Source organism: Nocardia brasiliensis, from assembly GCF_011801125.1.
Taxonomy (GTDB): Bacteria; Actinomycetota; Actinomycetes; order Mycobacteriales; family Mycobacteriaceae; genus Nocardia; species Nocardia brasiliensis_C.
Genome location: NZ_CP046171.1, coordinates 2,528,597 through 2,547,754, shown reverse-complemented (window position 1 = coordinate 2,547,754; position 19,158 = coordinate 2,528,597). Strand labels below are relative to the sequence as shown.

Annotated in this window: 17 protein-coding genes; 1 reads left to right on the top strand and 16 read right to left on the bottom strand. The window is 68.3% G+C overall.

Going from position 1 to position 19,158, the window contains the following annotated elements; genetic code table 11:
* Position 1: 1 nt before the first annotated feature.
* The 5 genes from F5X71_RS11545 to F5X71_RS11525 all read right to left on the bottom strand — a co-directional run bounded on the left by F5X71_RS11545 (position 2) and on the right by F5X71_RS11525 (position 6,962).
* Entirely contained in the window at positions 2-3,307 is a 3,306-nt protein-coding gene (locus F5X71_RS11545; protein WP_238815842.1) for an arabinosyltransferase domain-containing protein, read from the bottom strand.
* Between the two features lie 123 nt (positions 3,308-3,430).
* Complete coding sequence (locus tag F5X71_RS11540) at positions 3,431-3,964, bottom strand: hypothetical protein (RefSeq protein WP_167466393.1); 534 nt, start codon at positions 3,962-3,964, stop codon at positions 3,431-3,433.
* Between the two features lie 160 nt (positions 3,965-4,124).
* Complete coding sequence (locus tag F5X71_RS11535) at positions 4,125-5,558, bottom strand: DNA polymerase IV (protein WP_167461935.1); 1,434 nt, start codon at positions 5,556-5,558, stop codon at positions 4,125-4,127.
* Entirely contained in the window at positions 5,555-5,896 is a 342-nt protein-coding gene (locus F5X71_RS11530) for a TfoX/Sxy family protein (RefSeq protein ID WP_167461934.1), read from the bottom strand. Before F5X71_RS11530 ends, F5X71_RS11535 begins: the two co-directional genes overlap by 4 nt.
* Positions 5,897-5,963: 67 nt before the next feature.
* Entirely contained in the window at positions 5,964-6,962 is a 999-nt protein-coding gene (locus tag F5X71_RS11525) for an IS481 family transposase (protein WP_167461933.1), read from the bottom strand.
* 310 nt (positions 6,963-7,272) lie between these two features.
* On the opposite strand from F5X71_RS11525, the gene F5X71_RS11520 reads away from it, so the two are divergent.
* Positions 7,273-8,157, top strand: a complete 885-nt coding sequence (locus F5X71_RS11520; protein WP_203218286.1) for a UTP--glucose-1-phosphate uridylyltransferase — start codon at positions 7,273-7,275, stop codon at positions 8,155-8,157.
* Positions 8,158-8,259: 102 nt separating this feature from the next.
* Here the strand turns inward: F5X71_RS11520 and F5X71_RS11515 are convergent, their stop codons facing one another.
* The 11 genes from F5X71_RS11515 to F5X71_RS11465 form a co-directional block, all read right to left on the bottom strand.
* The gene (locus F5X71_RS11515; protein ID WP_428981485.1) at positions 8,260-8,748 is read right to left on the bottom strand and encodes an NlpC/P60 family protein; all 489 of its coding nucleotides are present in this window, start codon (positions 8,746-8,748) and stop codon (positions 8,260-8,262) included.
* Between the two features lie 357 nt (positions 8,749-9,105).
* On the bottom strand, positions 9,106-12,261 hold the full coding sequence (gene ileS, locus F5X71_RS11510) for an isoleucine--tRNA ligase (RefSeq protein WP_167461930.1): 3,156 nt from the start codon (positions 12,259-12,261) through the stop codon (positions 9,106-9,108).
* Between the two features lie 273 nt (positions 12,262-12,534).
* Positions 12,535-12,735, bottom strand: a complete 201-nt coding sequence (locus tag F5X71_RS11505) for a hypothetical protein (RefSeq protein WP_167461929.1) — start codon at positions 12,733-12,735, stop codon at positions 12,535-12,537.
* Between the two features lie 47 nt (positions 12,736-12,782).
* Complete coding sequence (gene wag31 / locus F5X71_RS11500; RefSeq protein ID WP_167461928.1) at positions 12,783-13,634, bottom strand: DivIVA-like cell division protein Wag31; 852 nt, start codon at positions 13,632-13,634, stop codon at positions 12,783-12,785.
* 68 nt (positions 13,635-13,702) lie between these two features.
* On the bottom strand, positions 13,703-14,005 hold the full coding sequence (locus tag F5X71_RS11495; protein ID WP_014983168.1) for a YggT family protein: 303 nt from the start codon (positions 14,003-14,005) through the stop codon (positions 13,703-13,705).
* Between the two features lie 89 nt (positions 14,006-14,094).
* Complete coding sequence (locus tag F5X71_RS11490; protein ID WP_167461927.1) at positions 14,095-14,904, bottom strand: cell division protein SepF; 810 nt, start codon at positions 14,902-14,904, stop codon at positions 14,095-14,097.
* Positions 14,901-15,056 (bottom strand): hypothetical protein, encoded by a 156-nt coding sequence (locus tag F5X71_RS11485; protein ID WP_167461926.1) that lies wholly within the window; start codon positions 15,054-15,056, stop codon positions 14,901-14,903. The genes F5X71_RS11490 and F5X71_RS11485 overlap by 4 nt, the downstream gene beginning before the upstream one ends.
* A gap of 108 nt (positions 15,057-15,164) precedes the next feature.
* The gene (locus F5X71_RS11480) at positions 15,165-15,929 is read right to left on the bottom strand and encodes a YggS family pyridoxal phosphate-dependent enzyme (RefSeq protein WP_167461925.1); all 765 of its coding nucleotides are present in this window, start codon (positions 15,927-15,929) and stop codon (positions 15,165-15,167) included.
* Entirely contained in the window at positions 15,929-16,654 is a 726-nt protein-coding gene (gene pgeF / locus F5X71_RS11475; protein ID WP_167461924.1) for a peptidoglycan editing factor PgeF, read from the bottom strand. The genes F5X71_RS11480 and pgeF overlap by 1 nt, the downstream gene beginning before the upstream one ends.
* A gap of 98 nt (positions 16,655-16,752) precedes the next feature.
* Complete coding sequence (ftsZ, locus tag F5X71_RS11470) at positions 16,753-17,979, bottom strand: cell division protein FtsZ (RefSeq protein ID WP_167461923.1); 1,227 nt, start codon at positions 17,977-17,979, stop codon at positions 16,753-16,755.
* A 410-nt stretch (positions 17,980-18,389) separates the two neighbouring features.
* Complete coding sequence (locus F5X71_RS11465; protein WP_167461922.1) at positions 18,390-19,136, bottom strand: cell division protein FtsQ/DivIB; 747 nt, start codon at positions 19,134-19,136, stop codon at positions 18,390-18,392.
* Positions 19,137-19,158: the final 22 nt, after the last annotated feature.

Below are 19,158 nucleotides of genomic sequence, written 5' to 3'. Positions count from 1 at the left end.
GCTACCAGACGGTGTTGATGTGGCCGGGAGTCCAGGTGCCCCAGCGACGGGTCTCGTCGATGTGCACCTGCGCGGGCTTGGCGTTCGCGTCCAGCGGGAGGTACTGCTCGATCGAGCCCCAGTCGCGATCCCAGTCGTCCTTCAGATACGTGGGCAGGGTGCGGGCGCTGAACAGCAACTGAGTCCAGCCGAGCGGACCGCCGCCGTCATGCGCCTGCCAGAGGTTGGTGATGGTGGCGCCGTTGCGGTCCGGCAGGATGCGGTAGACGGGCAGGTCCGCCACGCCCGCGTAGGTAGGCGCCAGGTTCTGGCACGGAAAGTTCATGCCGACCTCCCAGTCCAGCAGCACCGGCGTCTGCGAACCCACCACGGCGGTCATGGTTTTCAGCTGCGGCACCCGCGGCGGTGTCACCGCGAGCCACTGGTCCCTGCCGAGATCCTTGTCACCGGCCACGATCCGGACCACATCGGCGTCGGCGGGCAGCAGGTCGAACGGTACGCGCACGTTGCGCCACGACGGGGACGGCCCGATATCGATCGGGTCGACGCTGCCGAGGGTGACCGCCGTGCCGTCGGCCCCGGACCGCCCGTACTCGACGCGCAGGTCCTGGCCGGGGTGCACGATGCCGTCGCTGTCCACGTGGCGGATCCGGCCCGCCACCGAGATCGCGATGATCGGGCCGCGACTTCCGTTGTGGTCCTGCGGAAGTCGGTACCAGCCGCTGGTCAGTTCGGCGGGCACCTGCGCGCCGTCACGGTAGCTGCCGAGCACCGGAATGGCCGCCGGATCCAGACCGAACGGCAGCGGGACGCTGCTGCCGTTGATGCCTGCGCCCGAGGTACCGGCCTCCGACCCGGGCGAGGTCGCCCCCGCCTTCGGGTCGGCGGTATCGGCGGAGTCGGCGCTGGTGACGGAATTCGCCTTGCCCGTGGTGGATTCGACCTCGTCGGAGGTCAGGTCCATGGCCACCCCGTCGGGGGTGAAGCCGGTGGTGCCGGGGCCGGCCAGCGCCGTCGCGGCCGGACCGGTCAGCGGGCTGAGCACCGACGCGTTGGGATCGGTCTCGATCAGCACCTGGTCGGCCAGGCCGCAGCCGCCGGACACCGCGGCGGACAGGTTGGATTGCGCGAGCGAATACGACGGATACTGCGCCACAGCCGCTTTCGCGAACGAGAGCACCTCGAACAGCACCATCGCCGCCGCGACGACGGCGAGCACCGGCACGCGCGCGATCCGGCCCGGCACCGAGCCCGCACGCGGCTGGCTCCGCGGGCGCACGTGGAACCACGCCGCGAGTGCCAGCGCGAGCACCGACAGCCCCGCCGCGAAACTCGACAGGCCGAAGCCGGCCAACGTCGGCGGCTTGTCCCACCACGGGATGCCCCACGCCGACACATACCAGTAGCCGTTCGCACCGACGAAGGTCAGCGCCAGCGCGAAGAAGATCGCGGCGGCGAACAAGGCCCGGTTGCGCAGCGGGCCCATGACGCGCGGGCTGATCGCGACCGCGGTGAGCGCCGCGACGCAGCCGGCCAGGCCGGCGAACACGCCGAACTGGTGGGTCCACTTCGTCGGCGAGAACATCAGGAACACCATCGCGGCGCAGGTGATGCCGATGAGCCTGCGCGACGGACCGACCGCGGTCCCCGGGATGTGCCCGCCCCGGCGCAGCATGGTGACCACGCAGGCCACCAGGCCGAGCAGCAGCACGAACATGCCGAACCGCCGGGTCAGCCAGCCGTCGGCGTTGATCTGGAGCAGGTACTGGTAGCGCAGGAACTCGAAGAACCACGATTCACCGGGCCCGATCCTGTCGTGCACGTAGAACATTTCCATGGTGCCTGCCAGGGTCCGGTCCGCGAAGACCACGGTGAGGACCACCACGCCCGCCGCCAGCCCCGGCAGCAGCAACGCGAGATAGCCGGACCGCTTCGCCCGCCGCACGAGTACCGCCGTCATCGTGCGCGCACCGGCCGCCAGCGCGCCGAGGCAGATCAGGCCGGACGGGGCCACGGTCAAGGTGAACGCCGCGATGATGACGGCCATGGCGTAGGGCAGCAGCCTGCGGGTCGCGATCGCCCGCTCCACCGAGGCCCAGGTGAGGATCACGCCGAGCGCGACGAACGGTTCGGCGCGCAGGCCGTTGTTGTAGGGCAACCAGAACGCGAGGAACACCAGCGCACTTGTCCATACCACAATCCTGTTGTCGCGCAACGCGACACCGAGGCGCGGCAGGATCTCACGGCTGATCACCCACCAGGTGAGCACGCCGACGAGCAAGGTGGGCAGGCGGACAAAGGGGCTCACTGACGACACGTGCGTCAGCAGCGCGATCATGTCGGTGTAGGGCGTGTAGAAGGGTCCCTCGTCGATGCTGAACCAGCGGTAGTAGTTCGACATGAAGCCCGAACTGCGCGACGCGCGCGCCATCCCGAGGATGTAGCCGTCGTCGGAGGTGTTGGCGCCGATGAAATGCCACACCAGCATGGTGGCGAACACCAGGTAGTCCGGCGCCCGCAGTCGCCACCACCGGGTGGGCAGGAAGCGCCGCGTCCGGCGACCGTCCCCGGCGTCCAACCGGTACAGCGCGACCAGGGCGACCAGCGTGGCCAGCGCGGCGAGGCCGATCACGACCGATTTGAGCACCGTGGGCGAGGACGAGAACCGGGAATCCACCGCGACATTCACGTGCAGGCCGGGCGGCGCGGCACCGGTCAGCTCGCTGAACACGCCGACCACCTGCGGCCGGACATCGCTGTCGAAGACCTTCCCGGCGTCGTCGAGGCCGCGCACCGAGACGGTGCTGCGCGGCATACTCATCTCGATCGCGATGGCACAGTTGCCATTACGGACCGCGCTCAACGACGAGGACCACAGCAGCATGTTGCGCGAGACCACGTCCACCCGGCCCGGCCGGTCGGCGGTGTCCGCGACGACCTTGACGACCAAGCCGTAGCGTTCCAGCTCCGGGGACTGTCGCGGAATCGTCGACAGCACAACGCCACCCGTGTCGGCGAGCGCGTCGAACGCGGCGCACGGGACCTCGGCGGTCAGGTTCATCGGCGCGTAGGTGATCAGCGGTGCGGTCACCGAGGTGACCGCCGCGGCCTGCGGCCACGACACACTCGCCTGATCTTGTCGCACCGGCAGAAAAGGCAGCGACACCGCGGCGAGAACCGCGACGAGCCCGCTGACGATCGCGAGCAGACGCAGGCGCCCAGCGTCTTTCGTGCCGCGCTCTTCGTACTGGTCCGCACGCTGCGCCGACGGTTGAGGAGATTCGCGCACAGCGTCAGAGACAGTCACGACGGTGCATGCTAGCGCGTAAACATCGGATGACACAGAGTGCCAGGTACCTGCGTCCGAATCGGTGACTCGGATCTTGCGCCGCGCGGCCGGCTCATCGAGCCGGCCGCGGCGACGTCGGTACTAGCCGCAGGCGACGGACTGCTGACCGAGGTTGGTCAGCATGCCGCACGCCCATGCCTTCTGGATCTTCCACTTGCCGTTCTCCGCGACGAACGGCACGTCGACGATGTTCTCCTGGCCGTTGAGGACGACCTTGGCCTTGGCGTTGACGCTGTCACCGAACGCGGTCACATCGGTGACCTCGACGTTGACATTGGCGCCCTTGGCCGCCTCGGCGAGACGGTTCGGCAGTTCCGGATCGGCCTCCGCGCCCTGCACGCCGTCCAGCTTCTCCGCGTTCGGCACCGACGGGTCGAGCGCCCGCTGCAGCTGGGCGTTCAGTTCGGCCGGAGTCGGGACCGGCGGCAGGTTCGCGCTCGCCGACGCCGACGCCTTGGCGCTGGTCGTCGTCTTGGCGGCCGGCTTGCTGTCCTTGTCATCGCCGCACGCGGTCATGCCAAGCGCCGCGACGACAGCCAATCCGGCGATCGCGATGCGTCCAGTCTTACGAAGCTTCAACTGCTCGTCCTTTGCGTTCGAGTAGGTCCGTGTCATGTCCACTGATGGCAGCCTCCACCCGAACCGGCGGCGCTGCACGAGCTCCCAGGCTACCGGCACAGCGGAGTACCGCATGGATCCACACGGGACGGACTGATGTCGTCGGCAGCGAACGTACGCGCCGCGCTCGGCGATGTCGAGCCGTTCACCGCCGCGCTCACCGCAGACTGCGCAACGGATCGGCTCTGGTCAGATCCGCGTCATCCGCGGCGAAGGTGCGCGCCGGGCCCGGTCCGGTGGAGCGGGTCTCGAACCGCACGGTCACCACGCCGTAACCACCGCCCTGCACCCAGCCGTGGCCGTACTCGGGATGTTCGACATCCATGCCGCGGTGCCAGATCGGGACCGACAGCGCGGACTGAGCGGGCGAGACCTCGGGCAGCAGCTGGGCCGGAACCAATACGCTCGGCGCAGGCACCGGCCCGGCCGCGGTCCACCCCTCGTCCGCGACGGCCGTGCGCTGGTCGATGACGGGCGCCTGGTCCAGCTCGGGGAACAGCGATTCCTGCCGGACCGTGGACAATCCGCCGTAGCCGACCCCGACCAGGCGGATCGGGCCGAGCTCGGCCGGATCGATCGCCGAGCGCTGCGCGGCGGTGGACAGCGTGGTGAGGTCCTCGGTGGCATACGGCAGGGTGAACGAACGGGTCACGATGCTCATATCGGACTTCTTCAGCTTGAGCACCACGGTGCGCGCCGCCCGCCCGTCCTTGCGCAGCCTGCGATGCGCGGCCGCCGCCATCGCCTCGATCGCGGGGCGCAGCTGGGCGAGGGTGACGATATCGCTCTCGTAGGTGGTCTCGGCGCTGATCTGTTTGGCCTCGGCCCGCTCGGCGACCGGGCGGTCGTCGACCCCGCGGGCCAGCCGGTGCAGCGACGCGCCCACGCTGCCGCCGAGGATCGACACCGCCTCGGACTCCGGCAGCGCGGCGAACGCGCCCACCGTCTCGATGCCGAGCGAGCGCAGCTTGTGCTCGGCCACCGGGCCGATCCCCCACAGCTTGCGCACCGGCAGCGCGGCCAGCATCCGCTGCTGCTCGTCCGGCGAAACCACCCGGATGCCATCGGGTTTGGCGAGCCCGGAGGCGATCTTGGCCAGCTGCTTGCCGGTGCCCGCGCCGACCGAAGCGGTGAGCCCGGTGCGTTCGCGCACCGCGGCGCGCAACCGCGCGCAGAACTCGTGCACCTCGGCCACGGTGGCGCCGGCCAGTTCGGCGGGTTCGCCGAAGGCCTCGTCGAACGACAGCGTCTCCAGCACCGGGATCCTGGCGCGCAAGGTGTCGAACACCTGCCCGCTCAGCACCCCGTACACCGCGCCGCGCGGCGGCACCACCACCGCGCTGGCGCCGACCAGCCTGCGCGCCTGGTGCATCGGCATCGCCGAGCGCGCGCCGTACACCCGCGCCTCATAACTGGCCCCCGCGACCACACCGCGCCCGCCGGTGCCGCCGACGAGCACCGGCCTGCCGCGCAACGTGGGCCGGGTCAGCTGCTCGACCGAGGCGAAGAACGCGTCCATGTCGATGTGCAGCACCCAGCGCCGGGCGGTGCTGTGCGCGTCGGCGCGCTCGGCCGGATGCTGCCCGCTCACCGCCGTTTCGCCGAAGATTTCCTGGGCTTGCGCACCCGTGCGGGCAAGGCATCCGCGGTGTGCCGCACGAACTCTCGCAACCAGGACGAATCCGTCAACCGCCGGTCGGGAACGCGGTAGTAGTCCTTGGCACCGGGATACGGTGGCGCGAGCCAGGATTGCTCGGCGTACCCGGCGGCCGCCGCGGTCGGTTCGACGAAGACGTGATCGTCGGCGAGCAGCGCGACCAGTTTGTCGTCGCAGTACAGGCCGTACTCACCGAACATCGCCCTGGCTCGGACGTCCAGCGGCTCCAGCGACTCGAGGACGACGGCGACCGTCGCCTTGTCTGTACTCACCGTTCGGAATCTACGCCCGCGCACCGACAACTCCGCGCAGGCGGCGACGCTGTCCGGTCACTGTGGGCTAGCTGTATGAGGCCATGACGTTGGTGACGCCGGTTCGGAGGCGGCTCGCTGGTGGCCGGTTTCCAGCGGCCGAGTGTGGTCGATGATAGTTGTAGTGGATGTTCCAGATCTGCAGCGCCTGCTGGCGCTGCAGATCTGAAGTCCACTCGCGGGCGTAGAGGAATTCCTCGGCCAGGATCCGGTTGTAACGCTCGACCTTGCCGTTGTGCCGCGGTGTGTAGGGCGTGATCCGCTGATGGCGGGCACCGAGGAGCACCTTCGCGAAGTCGCGGGCTTTGTAGCAGGCACCGTTGTCGGTGACGATCCGTTCGATGCTGGTGATGCCGTGAGCGGCGAAAAATGCCCGGGCCCGGAACGCGAAACCGATTGTCGTGACTGCTTTCTCGTCCGGCAAGGCTTCTGTGTAGGCCAGCCTCGAGTAGCCGTCGACAGCGGTGTGAAGGAACACGTAACCGGGCCTGCAACGTTTGTTCGCCGCGCGGGCGGCTTTGTCCTGGGCCGATCCTCGACCGTGGATGCGCCAGCCGCCGCCGTCGGGGATCTTTCCGACCTTCTTGATATCGATGTGGACCATATGGCCTGGTCGGCGGGCGATGATCCGGCGCGGGGCCCGGTTCGGTTCACCGTTGGGGTCCAGAAACCGGCGTCGGTTCAGCCCGAGCCGGACCAGGTGCCGGCCCACGGTCCGCACCGAGATCCGGGTGCCTTCGGCTGCCAGTTCAAGTGAGATCCGGCGAGCGGACCATTTCCTGGTCCGGCGCAACAGTTCGATCCGGGCCACCACCTGCACTGGCGTGGCCGATGGTGACAGATGCGGGGCGCTGGACCGGTCGAGGAGCCCGAGCTCGCCGTGCTGACGAAATCTGTTGACCCACTTCGACGCACATCGGCGGGAGATGCCCATCTCGGCGGCGACATGGGCGATCGGGCGGGTCCGGCAGCGGTCCACGAGCCGGTGGCGGCCCTCGACAGTCAACGGGGCATTACGGTGAGACACGGCGGTTCTTTCGGTCGCGTGGCGGATGTGTGAGTTGGCGCTTCACATCCTGCCGCCGGAAGAACCGCCCCCTTTCAGCCCACCCCACGCCCCGCGTCACCAACGTCACGACCCACAACAGCTAGCCCTCGGTTGCCTGTGCGGATCCGCGCGCGGACCCCGATCCCGCCGCGCCGCCCAGCAACCGACCAACAAGCCTGTGACCAGCGATTATGTCGGCGCAATCGGCGCAATACACGGTCTCGGTGAACATTCGGCGAAGCGCGGGGACCGCCGTTGTCACGGCGCGGGATGTGTGATGATCGGACCCATGAAGATCCGCAAGGCCGTCATCCCGGCCGCCGGTATCGGTTCCCGGCTCCTCCCGCTGACCAAGGCCATCCCGAAGGAGATGCTGCCGGTCGGCGACAAGCCGGTCATCGAGCACACGGTCCGCGAGCTGGTCTCCTCCGGCATCACCGACATCACCATCGTGGTCAGCAGCGGAAAGTCGCTGATCCAGGACCACTTCCGGCCCAACCCAGCCCTGGTGGCGCAGTTGCGCGCGGACGGCAAGACCGCCTACGCGGACGCGGTCGAGGAGGTCGGCGAGCTGTCCCGGCTCGGGCATATCACCTACCTCGACCAGCACGGTCCGTACGGCAACGGCACCCCCGTGCTGAACGCCGCGCGCAATCTGGGCGACGAGCCGATGCTGGTGCTGTGGCCCGACGACGTGTTCGTCGCCGACGTGCCGCGCGCCCAGCAGCTGATCAACGCCTACGAGCAGACCGGCGCACCGGTGCTCGCCCTGATGCCGATGGACCCGACCGAATCGCAGCGCTACGGCGTCCCGGTGGTCGCCGACGACCAGGGCAACGGACTGCTGCGCATCACCGGCCTGCGCGAGAAGCCCAAGCCCGAGGACGCGCCCTCCAACTACGCCGCGATCGGCGGCTACGTGGTGACCCCCGGTGTCATCGAGGAGCTGCGGGCCCAGACCCGCGCCTGGTACGAACACCGCACCGGCGAGGTCTACCTCACCGACGCGATCAACGTGCACGCCGCCGACAACCCGGTGTTCGGCCAGGTCATCCGTGGTCGCTGGTACGACACCGGCAACCCCGCCGACTACCTGGTCGCCCAGTTCGCCTCCGCGCTGGCCAACCCCCAGTACGGACCCCTACTGCGCTCCCTCGCCGAAGAGACCGATTAGGCCACGTGCCGAGGTCAAGGACTTCGGCGCCGAGTCTCGGCCCTTCGGTCGAATCCGCAAGGCGCCGTGGACATCCGCGGGTCCGGATGCGCACGGCGGTGGTCAGAAGCGGCGGATGGCGTAGATGTCGAACTGGCGCAGCGGGCTCAGGCCTACCGGGACGCCCCAGTCGTAGGCGTTGAAGATCTGGCCGAAACCGGCGTAGATGCCCACGTGCGAACCGTCGGTGTTGAGCACGACCACGTCACCCGGGGAGAGCGCGAAGAACGGGACGGGCGCGCCCACTTTGGCCTGCTCCCAGGTGGTCCTGGGGAGGTTGACGCCGACCTGCCGGAACGCCCACTGCACCAGGCCGGAGCAGTCCCAGGTGAACGGGCCGGTGCCGCCCCATTCGTAGGGCTTTCCGGTCTGTGAGACCGCGGCGGCCAGCGCGCCGACCCCGTTCGAGCTGGGCAGCGGGATCGCGGCGGAGCCCGAGGCCGAGAGGGATTCGGCGCTGCCGGTGGCACTGCCGGTGTCGGACCAGCCGGGACCGGCCATGAGCAACGTCGCGGCGGTTGCGAGGAGAAGTCCGAAGGCGATGCGGCGCAAGGGTTTTCTGTTCACGTGCTCGTCCCTTCCGGCAGCCCGGCGGGCGGGTCGCCATCCGGCGGCCCCGGTCGATGCCAGGTCGAGCAGCGCCATCGAGCAGGGGCCGCAGCCGCCGCACCGGACGTCCGGAGCGGCGCAGTTCAGGTAGGACAATCCACGAACTCACTGCCATCCCAGCAGTCCATCTCCGCAACAGCAGCACCACTGCCGATTCTGCCGCGAGCCCTGGACCTGCGATGACAGTTCAGCAAATCTACAGCATGTGATCTACATCACTGCGTAGCGACACGCCGCACAGGAGCCGAACTGGACGGGCGGCAGGACGGGTAGCCGGTCCCGTCCTGCCGCGCCGGTACGTCAGGCCTTGGCGACCTGGGCGCGCACACCGCCGACGAGGTCGGCGGCTGAACTGCCCGCGTCACCGAAAGCCAGTGTGGTGGCCAGGATTTCACCGGCGATCAGATCGCGGTGGGTTTCGGCCCACGCCTTGCGCTCGGCAGGCACCTCGAGCACCACGGTGATCCGGTCGGACACATCGAACCCGGCCGCCTTCCTGGTCTCCTGCAGGTCGCGGATGAGGTCGCGGGCCCAGCCCTCGGCCTCCAGCTCCTCGGTGACCACCGAGTTCAGCACCACCAGGCCCGCGTTGCCGGGCAGCGCGGCGGTGGACTCGGGCTCGGCGGCAACCAGTCGCTGCGTGTATTCCTCGGGGAGCAGGGCGATTCCGGCGGCGGTGACGACGCCGTCGGCGGACTCCGACCATTCGCCCGCCTTCACCGCCTTGATCACCGTCTGCACGTCCTTGCCGAGGCGCGGACCCGCGGCACGGGCGTTGACGACCAGCTCGAAGCGGCCGTGCGCGGCGACATCGGTGGTCAGGTCCACCTGCTTGACGTTGACCTCGTCGGCGATGATGTCGGTGTAGGGCGCCAACCGCCGCGCGTCGGCGGCCGCGATGGTCACCTCGGCCAGCGGCAGGCGCACCCGCAGGTTCTGCGCCTTGCGCAGGCTCAGCACGGTGGAGCAGACCACCCGGACCTCGTCCATCGCGGCGACCAGCTCGGGATCGCGGGTCAGCTCACCCTCCTTCGGCCAGTCCGCCAGGTGCACCGACTCGCCGCCGGTGAGCCCGCGCCAGATCACCTCGCTGATCAACGGCAGCAGCGGCGCAGCCAGCCGGGTGACCACCTCGAGCACCGTGTGCAGCGTGTCCACCGCGTCGGTGTCCTCGCTCCAGAACCGCGAACGCGACCGGCGCACATACCAATTGGTGAGCGCGTCGGCGAAACCGCGCAGCTCCTCGCAGGCGCCCGCGATGTCGTAGGTCTCGAGCGCCTCGGTCATCACCTCGCGCGTCTGCGCCAGCTTGGCCAGGATGTAGCGATCCAGCACGTGCGGCGAGTCGGTGCGCCATGTCCCCGGCTTCGAGGCGTACAGCTGCAGGAAGGTCCACGCGTTCCACAGCGGCCGCAGCGCGTGGCTGACGCCCTCCCGGATACCACGCTCGGTGACGATGAGGTTGCCGCCGCGCAGGATCGGCGAGCTCATCAGGAACCAGCGCATCGCGTCGGAGCCGTCCCGGTCGAACACCTCGTTGACGTTCGGGTAGTTGCCCTTCGACTTGCTCATCTTCAGGCCGTCGTCACCGAGCACGATGCCGTGCGCGGCAACGGTTTTGAAGGCGTGACTATCGAAGAGCGCGGTGGCAAGCACGTGCAGTGTGTAGAACCAGCCGCGGGTCTGGCCGTTGTACTCGACGATGAAGTCGCCGGGGAAGTGGCTGTCGAACCACTCCTTGTTCTCGAACGGATAGTGCACCTGAGCGAAGGGCATCGAGCCCGACTCGAACCAGCAGTCGAGCACCTCGGGCACCCGGCGCATGGTCGACTTGCCGGTCGGGTCATCGGGATTCGGCCGGGTGAGCTCGTCGATCATCGGCCGGTGCAGGTCGGTCGGGCGCACGCCGAAGTCGCGCTCCAGCTCGTCCAGCGACCCGTAGACGTCCATGCGCGGGTAAGCCGGGTCGTCGGAGACCCAGACCGGGATCGGGCTGCCCCAGTAGCGGTTACGGCTGATGTTCCAATCTCGCGCGCCCTCGAGCCACTTGCCGAACTGACCGTCCCTGATGTGCTCGGGCACCCAGCTGATCTGCTGGTTCAGCTCGACCATGCGATCGCGGAACTTGGTGACCGCGACGAACCAGGAGGGCACCGCCATGTAGATCAGCGGCTGACCCGAGCGCCAGCTGTGCGGGTAGGAGTGCTCGATCGTCTCGTGCCGCAACAGCTTTCCCGCGGCCTTGAGGTCCTTGATGATCACCGGGTTGGCGTCGAACACCATCAGGCCCTCGTACGGCGGCACCATCGAGGTGAACTTGCCGCCCGGATCGAGCGGCTGCACGATCTCGATGCCGTTGGCGGTGGCGACATCCATGTCCTCCTCACCGAAAGCCGGTGCGAGGTGCACGATTCCGGTGCCGGAGTCGGTGGTCACGTAGTCCGCGCCGAGCACCCGGTGCGCGTTCGGGTGGCCGAGGAAGAACTCGAACGGCGGCGCGTAGGACAGACCGACCAGCGCGGCGCCGTCGTACTCGCCGAGCACCTCCGGCTCTTCCCCGAACTCGCGGCCGTAGTGCGACACGCGTTCGGCCGCCAGCACATAGCGCTTGCCGTCGGCGGCGCGCAGGTGCACGTAGCGCACGTCCGGGTGCACCGCGATCGCGAGGTTCGACGGCAACGTCCACGGGGTCGTGGTCCAGATCAACGCGTTCGCGCCGTCGAGGGCGTGCAGCGGATGCTCGGCGGGCACGCGCAGCACCATGTCGACGGTGACCGCCGGATCCTGGCGCATCTTGTACGCGTCGTCGAGGCGGGTCTCCTGGTTCGACAGCGGCGTCTGCTCGTACCAGCTGTAGGGCAGCACCCGGAAGCCCTGGTAGATCAGGCCCTTCTCGTGCAACGACTTGAACGCCCACAGCACCGACTCCATGAAGTCGAGATCGAGGGTCTTGTAGTCGTTGTCGAAGTCCACCCAACGCGCCTGGCGGGTGACGTAGTCGCGCCATTCCCCGGTGTAGCGCAGCACCGAGGATTTGCAGGCCGCGTTGAATTCGGCCAGACCCATTGCGTCGATCTGTGATTTGTCCGTGATACCGAGCTGCTTTTCCGCCTCGATTTCCGCGGGCAATCCGTGACAGTCCCAGCCGAAACGGCGATCGACGCGCTTGCCGCGCATCGTCTGGAAACGCGGGATCAAGTCTTTGACGTATCCGGTGAGCAAATGCCCGTAATGCGGCAGACCGTTGGCAAAGGGCGGGCCATCGTAGAAGACGAACTCCGGAGCCGGCGCGGAACCCGAAGCCGCTGCCCCGGAACGGTTTTCGATGCTCGCACGGAAGGTGTCGGCGGCCGCCCATGCGTCTAGCACGCGGCGTTCCATCTCGGGGAACGAAGACCCGGCGACGCCGAGGTCGACGCGGGGGTACGCACTGTTGCTGGAAGTTTGGTCCGCCATCGCGGATACGTCTCCTCGTGCCTTGTCGTTGGCACGGGGACGATGCCGACGCCAGGTGCGTCGATACCGCGGTACCACCCCGCTTGCCCGGCGACGAGCCGCCGGACCTCTCGTTGTGAGCTGTGACGGGCTCACCCGTTCGGTTCTACTTGGCGCGGCCACCGTGCCGGTGCACCGCACTGTTCTTCCGAAGGCTCCCCGGTGATGACCGGATCCACACCATATTCATGTTTGATTCTAGCCAGTACGGTCAAACCTCTGGACGGCGCTCCCTCACCGTTTGGCGTGGCGCCCCGGAGGCGGCGTGGCATCGCCGTCCGGCCGCCGCATAGACAGGGCACTGACCAGCAGCAGCACCGCACCGATCACGCACACCACGATGCAGCCCCACGCCCAGATCACCGATCCGGTGGTCAGCGCGGTGACCAGTAGGGCGAATCCGACAGCGGCAAGGACAAGCGTCAAGACGAGCATGGTGACCCCCAAGGCATGCCGGGTGGCGCGTGCTCAGTATGAGCGGCTTACTTGCCACCCTTGGCAAACGTGGCCGGCTGCAGGTTGTTGGCGGTGTTGGCGTCCGCGAACGCCTCGCCACCGTCGACCGGCACCGCCGAACCGCGGTTCTCCAGCTCTTCGAGCTGCGATTCCAGGTAGGACTTCAGCCGCACCCGGTACTCCCGCTCGAAGGTCTTGAGCTGCTCGATCCGGCTCTCCAGCACGCTGCGCTGCTGGGTGATGGTCGCCATGATCTCGGTGTGCTTGCGCTCGGCGTCGGCCTGCAGGGCGTCGGCCTTCTCCTTGGCCTGGCGCAGCTGGTTGTCCGAGCGCGACTGCGCGTCGGAGAGCATCGCGTCGGCCTTCTGCCTGGCGTCGGCGATCATGCCCTCGGAGCGGGTCCTGGCGTCACCGACGAGACGCTCGGAGTTTGCCCGCGCGTTGGACAGCAGGTTCTCCGCCTCCACCTTCGCGTCACTGGTGAGCCGGTCGGCCATCTCCTGCGCGAGGCTGAGCACCTTGGCGGCCTGCAGGTTCGCGTCGACACCCGGCGCGTCCTTCGGGGCGGGCGGCGCCGGCATCGGCGCAGGCGGGGCCACCTGGACCGGCGGCTTGATCGGCTCGGGCGGCGGCGCCTGCTGCACAGGCGCTTTCACGTTGGCAGGCACCGCGGGGCCGCGATTCTTCTTGGCATCGGCCAGTTCCGCGTCGAGTTCGGCGACCCGCTGGCGCAGATCGGCGTTTTCCTCGATCAGACGCGAGAGTTCCTGCTCGACGAGATCCAGGAAGGCGTCGACTTCATCCTCGTTGTAGCCGCGCTTCCCGATCGGCGGTTTGCTGAACGCGACGTTGTGCACATCGGCTGGAGTCAGCGGCATGGAAGGATCCCTTCACGCGTCTTTTGGAGATCTAGCAGATCTAGCAAGCTACTTCACGGCCCATTCTGTCACACCGGGGCTACCGGTTGCCCGAGCCTGCCCACGATCGACATCAAGATGAAGACGATGAAAAGCAGGACCATAATCGACAGATCCAGGCGAATTCCTCCCAGTGACACCGGTGGTATCAACCGCCTCAGGAGTTTCACCGGAGGGTCGGTGATCGTGAAGATCACCTCCAGGATGATGACCACGACACCGGTCGGACGCCAGTCCCGTGCGAAGCTACGGATGAACTCGACGATCACCCGGCTGATCAGCAACAGCCAGAAGATGAACAGTACGAAGTACAGCACCGCGAACAAGGCCACGAGTTCACTCTGCCGCAAAATCCGCTTTGCGCAAAATGACCGCGCCGCACCGCAAGCGACCGGTCCGCACCACCCCCCAGATCACGACCTTATTTCTGGTTGTAGAAGCCGGTTTCGGCGATGCGACGGCGTTCCTCGGCTGATACGTCGACATCGGCCGGTGAGAGCAGGAACACCTTGGTGGCGACCTTGTCGAAGGAACCGCGCAGCGCGAACGCCAGTCCGGCCGCGAAGTCAACGAGCCGCTTGGCGTCGGCGTTGCTCAGGTCGACCAGGTCCATGATCACCGGGTTGCCCTCGCGGAAGCGCTCACCGATGATGCGGGCCTCGCTGTAGTCGCGCGGGCGCAGCGTCGTGATCTTGGACAAGGGACCTCCGTCCTCGAAGATCCCCGGCCTGCGCGCGGGTGCCGGCTCGGGGCGCACACGCTCCTCCAGCCGCCGCTCTTCGGCCTCGGGATCGACGGCGAGCGCACCACGGGTGGCGCCACGCAGCGACGGCACGCTGCCGCCCGCGCGGAACCGGCCGGACGACGGCGCGGTCTCGATCCGGGTGGGACGCCGCGGCGCCTCGTAACGATCCTCGCCATAGGGCTCGTCGGCGTAATCGTCGCGCCGGGATACCGGGTATCCGGCCTTGTACGGCGACTTGTAGGCGGGCTCCGGGTAGTCGGGCTCGTCCCTTTCGAACCCGTCGGCACCGTAATGCTCTGCGCCGTAACGATCTTCGGCATAGCGATCAGCGCCGTAGGCACCGCGGTCGGCGTAGTCACGGGGCCGAGCCCTGCGCGCGCCGCGGTCGTCGGCGACCCGAGGAGCACGATCGTCGACATAGTCGTCTTCGTAATCCTCGAGTGGAACCATGCCGAAGTAAGCCTTGAACTTGTGCAGGGTACTCATGACCGCACCTCGCTGACGCCAGGCTCCGTCACGAGCACGCTCGTGGCTGCGTATTTCGAGCGCTTGCTGCGCTCACGCAAGACTGCCCCGCTCATGCGCGGCGTCGTGACCACGATGGCTGCGTCGAATACTCGCTCGCTGCGCTCGCTCATTTTGGTCGACCTTCCTTCGGCCCCGGTGGCGGCCGGGTGTTGAAGTCTTGCTCAGCCCCTCGTCTGCCCCAAGCATATGTGTCGAATGTGACTGATGAGGTTTCTTTGCTACGCCGAGGTTATCGGTCGAGCGCCCATCAAGGCGGTACCGACACGCACAACCGTCGAGCCGTGTTCGATGGCGGTTTCCAGATCGCCGGACATTCCTGCGGAAAGTTCTGTCGCATCGGGATGCTCGGCCAGTAGCAGGGTGTGCAAAGTCGCAAGGCGTGCAAATGCCGCATCAGACTCCGCCCCCAATGGCGGAATAGCCATCAGACCGGACAGTCGTAATCCAGGAGCGGCCGCGACCTGTGCGGCCAAGGGGCCCAATTCATTCGGTGCGGCACCCCCGCGGGACGGGTCCTCGTCCAGGCTCACCTGCAGCAAGACGCGCACCGGCTCGGTTCGTTCCCCCGCGTCCAAAGCGGCACGCGCACCGGTGGCCAAGGCGGTTGCCAGACGTTCGCTGTCGACCGAGTGCACGGTGTGCGCCCACCGCGCCACGACCCGCGCCTTGTTGCGTTGCAGCCGTCCGATCATGTGCCAGCGCACATCCGAGAGGTCTTCGTCACCTATGTGCTCATGGAGTGCCGCGACCTTGGCGGTCGCCTCCTGTTCGCGCGACTCGCCGAACTCGCGCCGACCGAGCCGGTGCAGGATCGCGACATCGCCGACCGGGAAGAATTTCGTCACGGGGAGTAGACGCACCGAGTCCGGTGCGCGGCCCGCCGCACGACAGGCGGCGTCGATGCGCCCCTGCAACGCGGCCAGGTTCGTCGCCAGCTCCGCGGTGCGCTCGTCCACCTGTGCCGCAACCGATTCCGGGGACATCAGCGCACCTCCGACCAGATCACGCTGCCCAGCCGCCCGGTGGGCGCGCCGCGCCGGTGACTGAACAGGGTGTGGTCCTCGATGGTGCAGCGCGGGTCGACCGCGACCGCGCCGACCCCGGCTTCGGTGAGCTGCCTGCGGATTCCGGCCCGCAGGTCGAGCGCGGGCGTGCCGCGCACCGTGGTGGTGGCGCTGCCGGGCAGGTGCGCCTCGACGTCGGCGCGCATCGCGGCGGGCACCTCGTACTGCCTGCCCGAGGCCGCGGGCCCCAGGAACGCGCCGATCCGCTCCGCTCGCGCGCCCAGCGACAGCATCGCCTCGAGCACCTTCGGCACGATGCCGATGCGCGCGCCGATGCGACCGGCGTGCACGGCCGCGAGCACACCGGCCTCGTCGTCGGAGAGCAGGATGGGCACGCAGTCGGCGGTCAGCACCACCAGCGCGAGGCCGGGCACGTTCGTCACGATCGCGTCGGTCGCGGGCACCGGCTCGGCCCGCGGGCCATCGATGATCTCGACATTGCGGCCGTGGATCTGTTCCATCCACACCAGCCGGTCCGGCGTCAGCCCGATTCCCTCGGCCAGTCGATCCCGGTTGCGCCGCACCGTCGCCGGATCGTCCCCGACGTGATCGCCGAGATTGAACGACTCGTACGGCGGCGCCGAAAAGCCCCCCGCTCGAGTAGTTGTCACCCGTCGAACCGTCAGCGTCGGCGCAGAAGTCATGCACTCGAGCCTAGTCGCCGCCCCTTAACCCCCTCGCCCCTGTTTCTCAGGAACCCGCACCTGTGCGGGTGAGTCGAGTCAGGGGACGCGGGGGTGGGTCAGCGGCGCATGAAGGAGGGGACGTCCACGTCGTCGTCATCGTCGTCGGGGGGTTCGATGTGGGCGCGGGGGTTGTTGGCGACGGTCGGCTCGGCGAGGCGGGCCCGTTCGGAGTCGCGGTAGCTCGGGACGGCGCCGCGGGTCGAGGCGCTCGCGCCGGTGGCCGCGGTGTCGGTGCCGCGGGCCGCGACCTCGGTGCCGCGGTTCTGGCCGATCTCGCCGGAGCGGGCCGACCCGATGGTGCTGCGGCCGGTGGTGTCGAAGGTCCGGCGAGCGGGTCCGCCGCCGTCGAAACCCGCGGCGATCACGGTGACGCGCACCTCGTCGCCGAGCGAGTCGTCGATCACCGTGCCGAAGATGATGTTGGCCTCGATGTGCGCGGCCTCCTGCACCAGCGACGCCGCCTCGTTGATCTCGAACAGGCCGAGGTCGGAGCCGCCCGCGATCGAGAGCAGCACGCCGTGCGCGCCGTCCATCGACGCCTCGAGCAGCGGCGAATTGATCGCGGACTCCGCCGCTTTCACCGAGCGGCCCTCGCCGCGCGCGGAGCCGATGCCCATCAGGGCGCTGCCCGCGCCCGACATCACGCTCTTGACGTCGGCGAAGTCGACGTTGATCAGACCCGGCGTGGTGATCAGGTCGGTGATGCCCTGCACACCGTTGAGCAGCACCTCGTCGGCCGAGCGGAACGCGTCCATCAGGCTGACGGCCGCGTCGCCGAGCTGCAGCAGCCGGTCGTTCGGGATCACGATGAGCGTGTCGCAGGATTCGCGCAGCTGGTTGATGCCGACCTCGGCCTGGTTGCCGCGCCGCTTGCCCTCGAAGGAGAACGGGCGGGTGACCACACCGATGGTCAGCGCACCGAGCTTGCGGGCGATCTGGGCGACGACCGGCGCACCACCGGTGCCGGTGCCGCCGCCCTCGCCCGCGGTCACGAAGACCATGTCGGCGCCCTTGAGCACCTCTTCGATCTCGTCCTTGTGGTCCTCGGCCGCCTTGCGACCGACCTCGGGGTCGGCGCCCGCTCCGAGACCACGGGTGAGTTCGCGGCCGACGTCGAGCTTGACGTCGGCATCACTCATCAGCAGAGCCTGCGCGTCGGTATTGACCGCGATGAACTCGACACCTTTGAGACCCTGTTCGATCATCCGGTTGACGGCATTCACGCCGCCGCCGCCGATACCGACGACCTTGATCACGGCAAGGTAGTTGTGCGGGGGCGTCATGGGCTCTCGCCTTCCTTCGATCTAAAGCCTGTCGTTTTCGGATTCGAGACACTCCGCCGGTTTCGCCTGAGCGGCCAACTCAGCGAACCGCCGCTCGGGCAAACCCTAAAGCTCAACCATAGGGTTAGCGTTATGTCAAGTATCCGACTGCTGCGGAACGCTATTCGCCGCCGCCGCAAACCGCGCGCAGGCGCGCCGGAACGAGACACAGAATCTTGTGTGATCCCTCTCGTTTCGCCGACCCACACGAAGTATGGTGAACGGTTGCCCCCCGGCGCCCCGCCCGCCGGCCTGTATCAGCCCGGCGGCGTGAGCGTCAGGCCCGGAGGCAGCGGCTCGCCGATCCACGATGGGACCGCGAGCGCCGCCCGTCGAATGCGGCAATTCGACGCGGGCGCAATGGGTATCGATCACTTTACCGTGACCAGATTAGGACTCGAAACATCGAACACCGTTCCGGGGCGGGTCAGCAGCGGCAGTACGACCGCCGACTTGCGCTCGGCGTCGTTGGTCCCGCCCCAGAGTACCGTGCGCTCATCCTTCAGTTTCAGGGAAATATCTGAAATGGACCGCGCCACAACCTCGTCCACCTGAACGCCCAGCGCAGGCGGCAACACGGTGAGCACCGCGACCGCCGCCCTGGTGAGCGGGTCGTCGCCGGCGGGATGATCGGTGATCAGCTTCGGCACCCCGATCGGCGCGGGCTCGATCGCGAATTCCACGCTCTCCGCGTCCAACAGGTGCGCGCCCTGCGGACTCTCGAAGAACACCACCGGAACCCGCTCGACGACGGTCACTTTCACCGTCGACGGGAAAACCCGCTGCACCCGCGCGGTGCGCACCTTGGGAATGCGCGCCACCCGCCGCGCGATCTCGGTGGTGTCGATGCGCAGCATCGAGCGACCTGACGGAATCTCGAGCAGGTCGCGCACCTGTTGTTCGGGCACCGCGACCGCACCGTCGACCTCGACCGTGCGCACCGAAAGCGCCGGGGTGAACCACGCGACGGCCGCGACGATCACGAGGACGCACACGCCCAGCAATCCCCACAGCCAGAACCGTCGGGCCTCCCCCGCGCCGAACCGCTCGCGTGCCGAACGCGCCGCGGCGAACCCGCGCCGGGTCGCGCCGTCACCCCTGGTGTCACGCCTGGCCATCACGACTCCGCTCGCTCGGCGG

Bases quoted from the DNA above. Each gene is read 5' to 3' on its own strand.
- F5X71_RS11540 (WP_167466393.1), bottom strand. From the start codon at position 3,964: ATGACACGGACCTACTCGAACGCAAAGGACGAGCAGTTGAAGCTTCGT.
- F5X71_RS11520 (WP_203218286.1), top strand. From the start codon at position 7,273: ATGAAGATCCGCAAGGCCGTCATCCCGGCCGCCGGTATCGGTTCCCGG.
- ileS (WP_167461930.1), bottom strand. From the start codon at position 12,261: ATGGCGGACCAAACTTCCAGCAACAGTGCGTACCCCCGCGTCGACCTC.
- F5X71_RS11505 (WP_167461929.1), bottom strand. From the start codon at position 12,735: ATGCTCGTCTTGACGCTTGTCCTTGCCGCTGTCGGATTCGCCCTACTG.
- wag31 (WP_167461928.1), bottom strand. From the start codon at position 13,634: ATGCCGCTGACTCCAGCCGATGTGCACAACGTCGCGTTCAGCAAACCG.
- F5X71_RS11490 (WP_167461927.1), bottom strand. From the start codon at position 14,904: ATGAGTACCCTGCACAAGTTCAAGGCTTACTTCGGCATGGTTCCACTC.
- F5X71_RS11485 (WP_167461926.1), bottom strand. From the start codon at position 15,056: ATGAGCGAGCGCAGCGAGCGAGTATTCGACGCAGCCATCGTGGTCACG.
- F5X71_RS11480 (WP_167461925.1), bottom strand. From the start codon at position 15,929: ATGTCCCCGGAATCGGTTGCGGCACAGGTGGACGAGCGCACCGCGGAG.
- pgeF (WP_167461924.1), bottom strand. From the start codon at position 16,654: ATGACTTCTGCGCCGACGCTGACGGTTCGACGGGTGACAACTACTCGA.
- ftsZ (WP_167461923.1), bottom strand. From the start codon at position 17,979: ATGACGCCCCCGCACAACTACCTTGCCGTGATCAAGGTCGTCGGTATC.
- F5X71_RS11465 (WP_167461922.1), bottom strand. From the start codon at position 19,136: ATGGCCAGGCGTGACACCAGGGGTGACGGCGCGACCCGGCGCGGGTTC.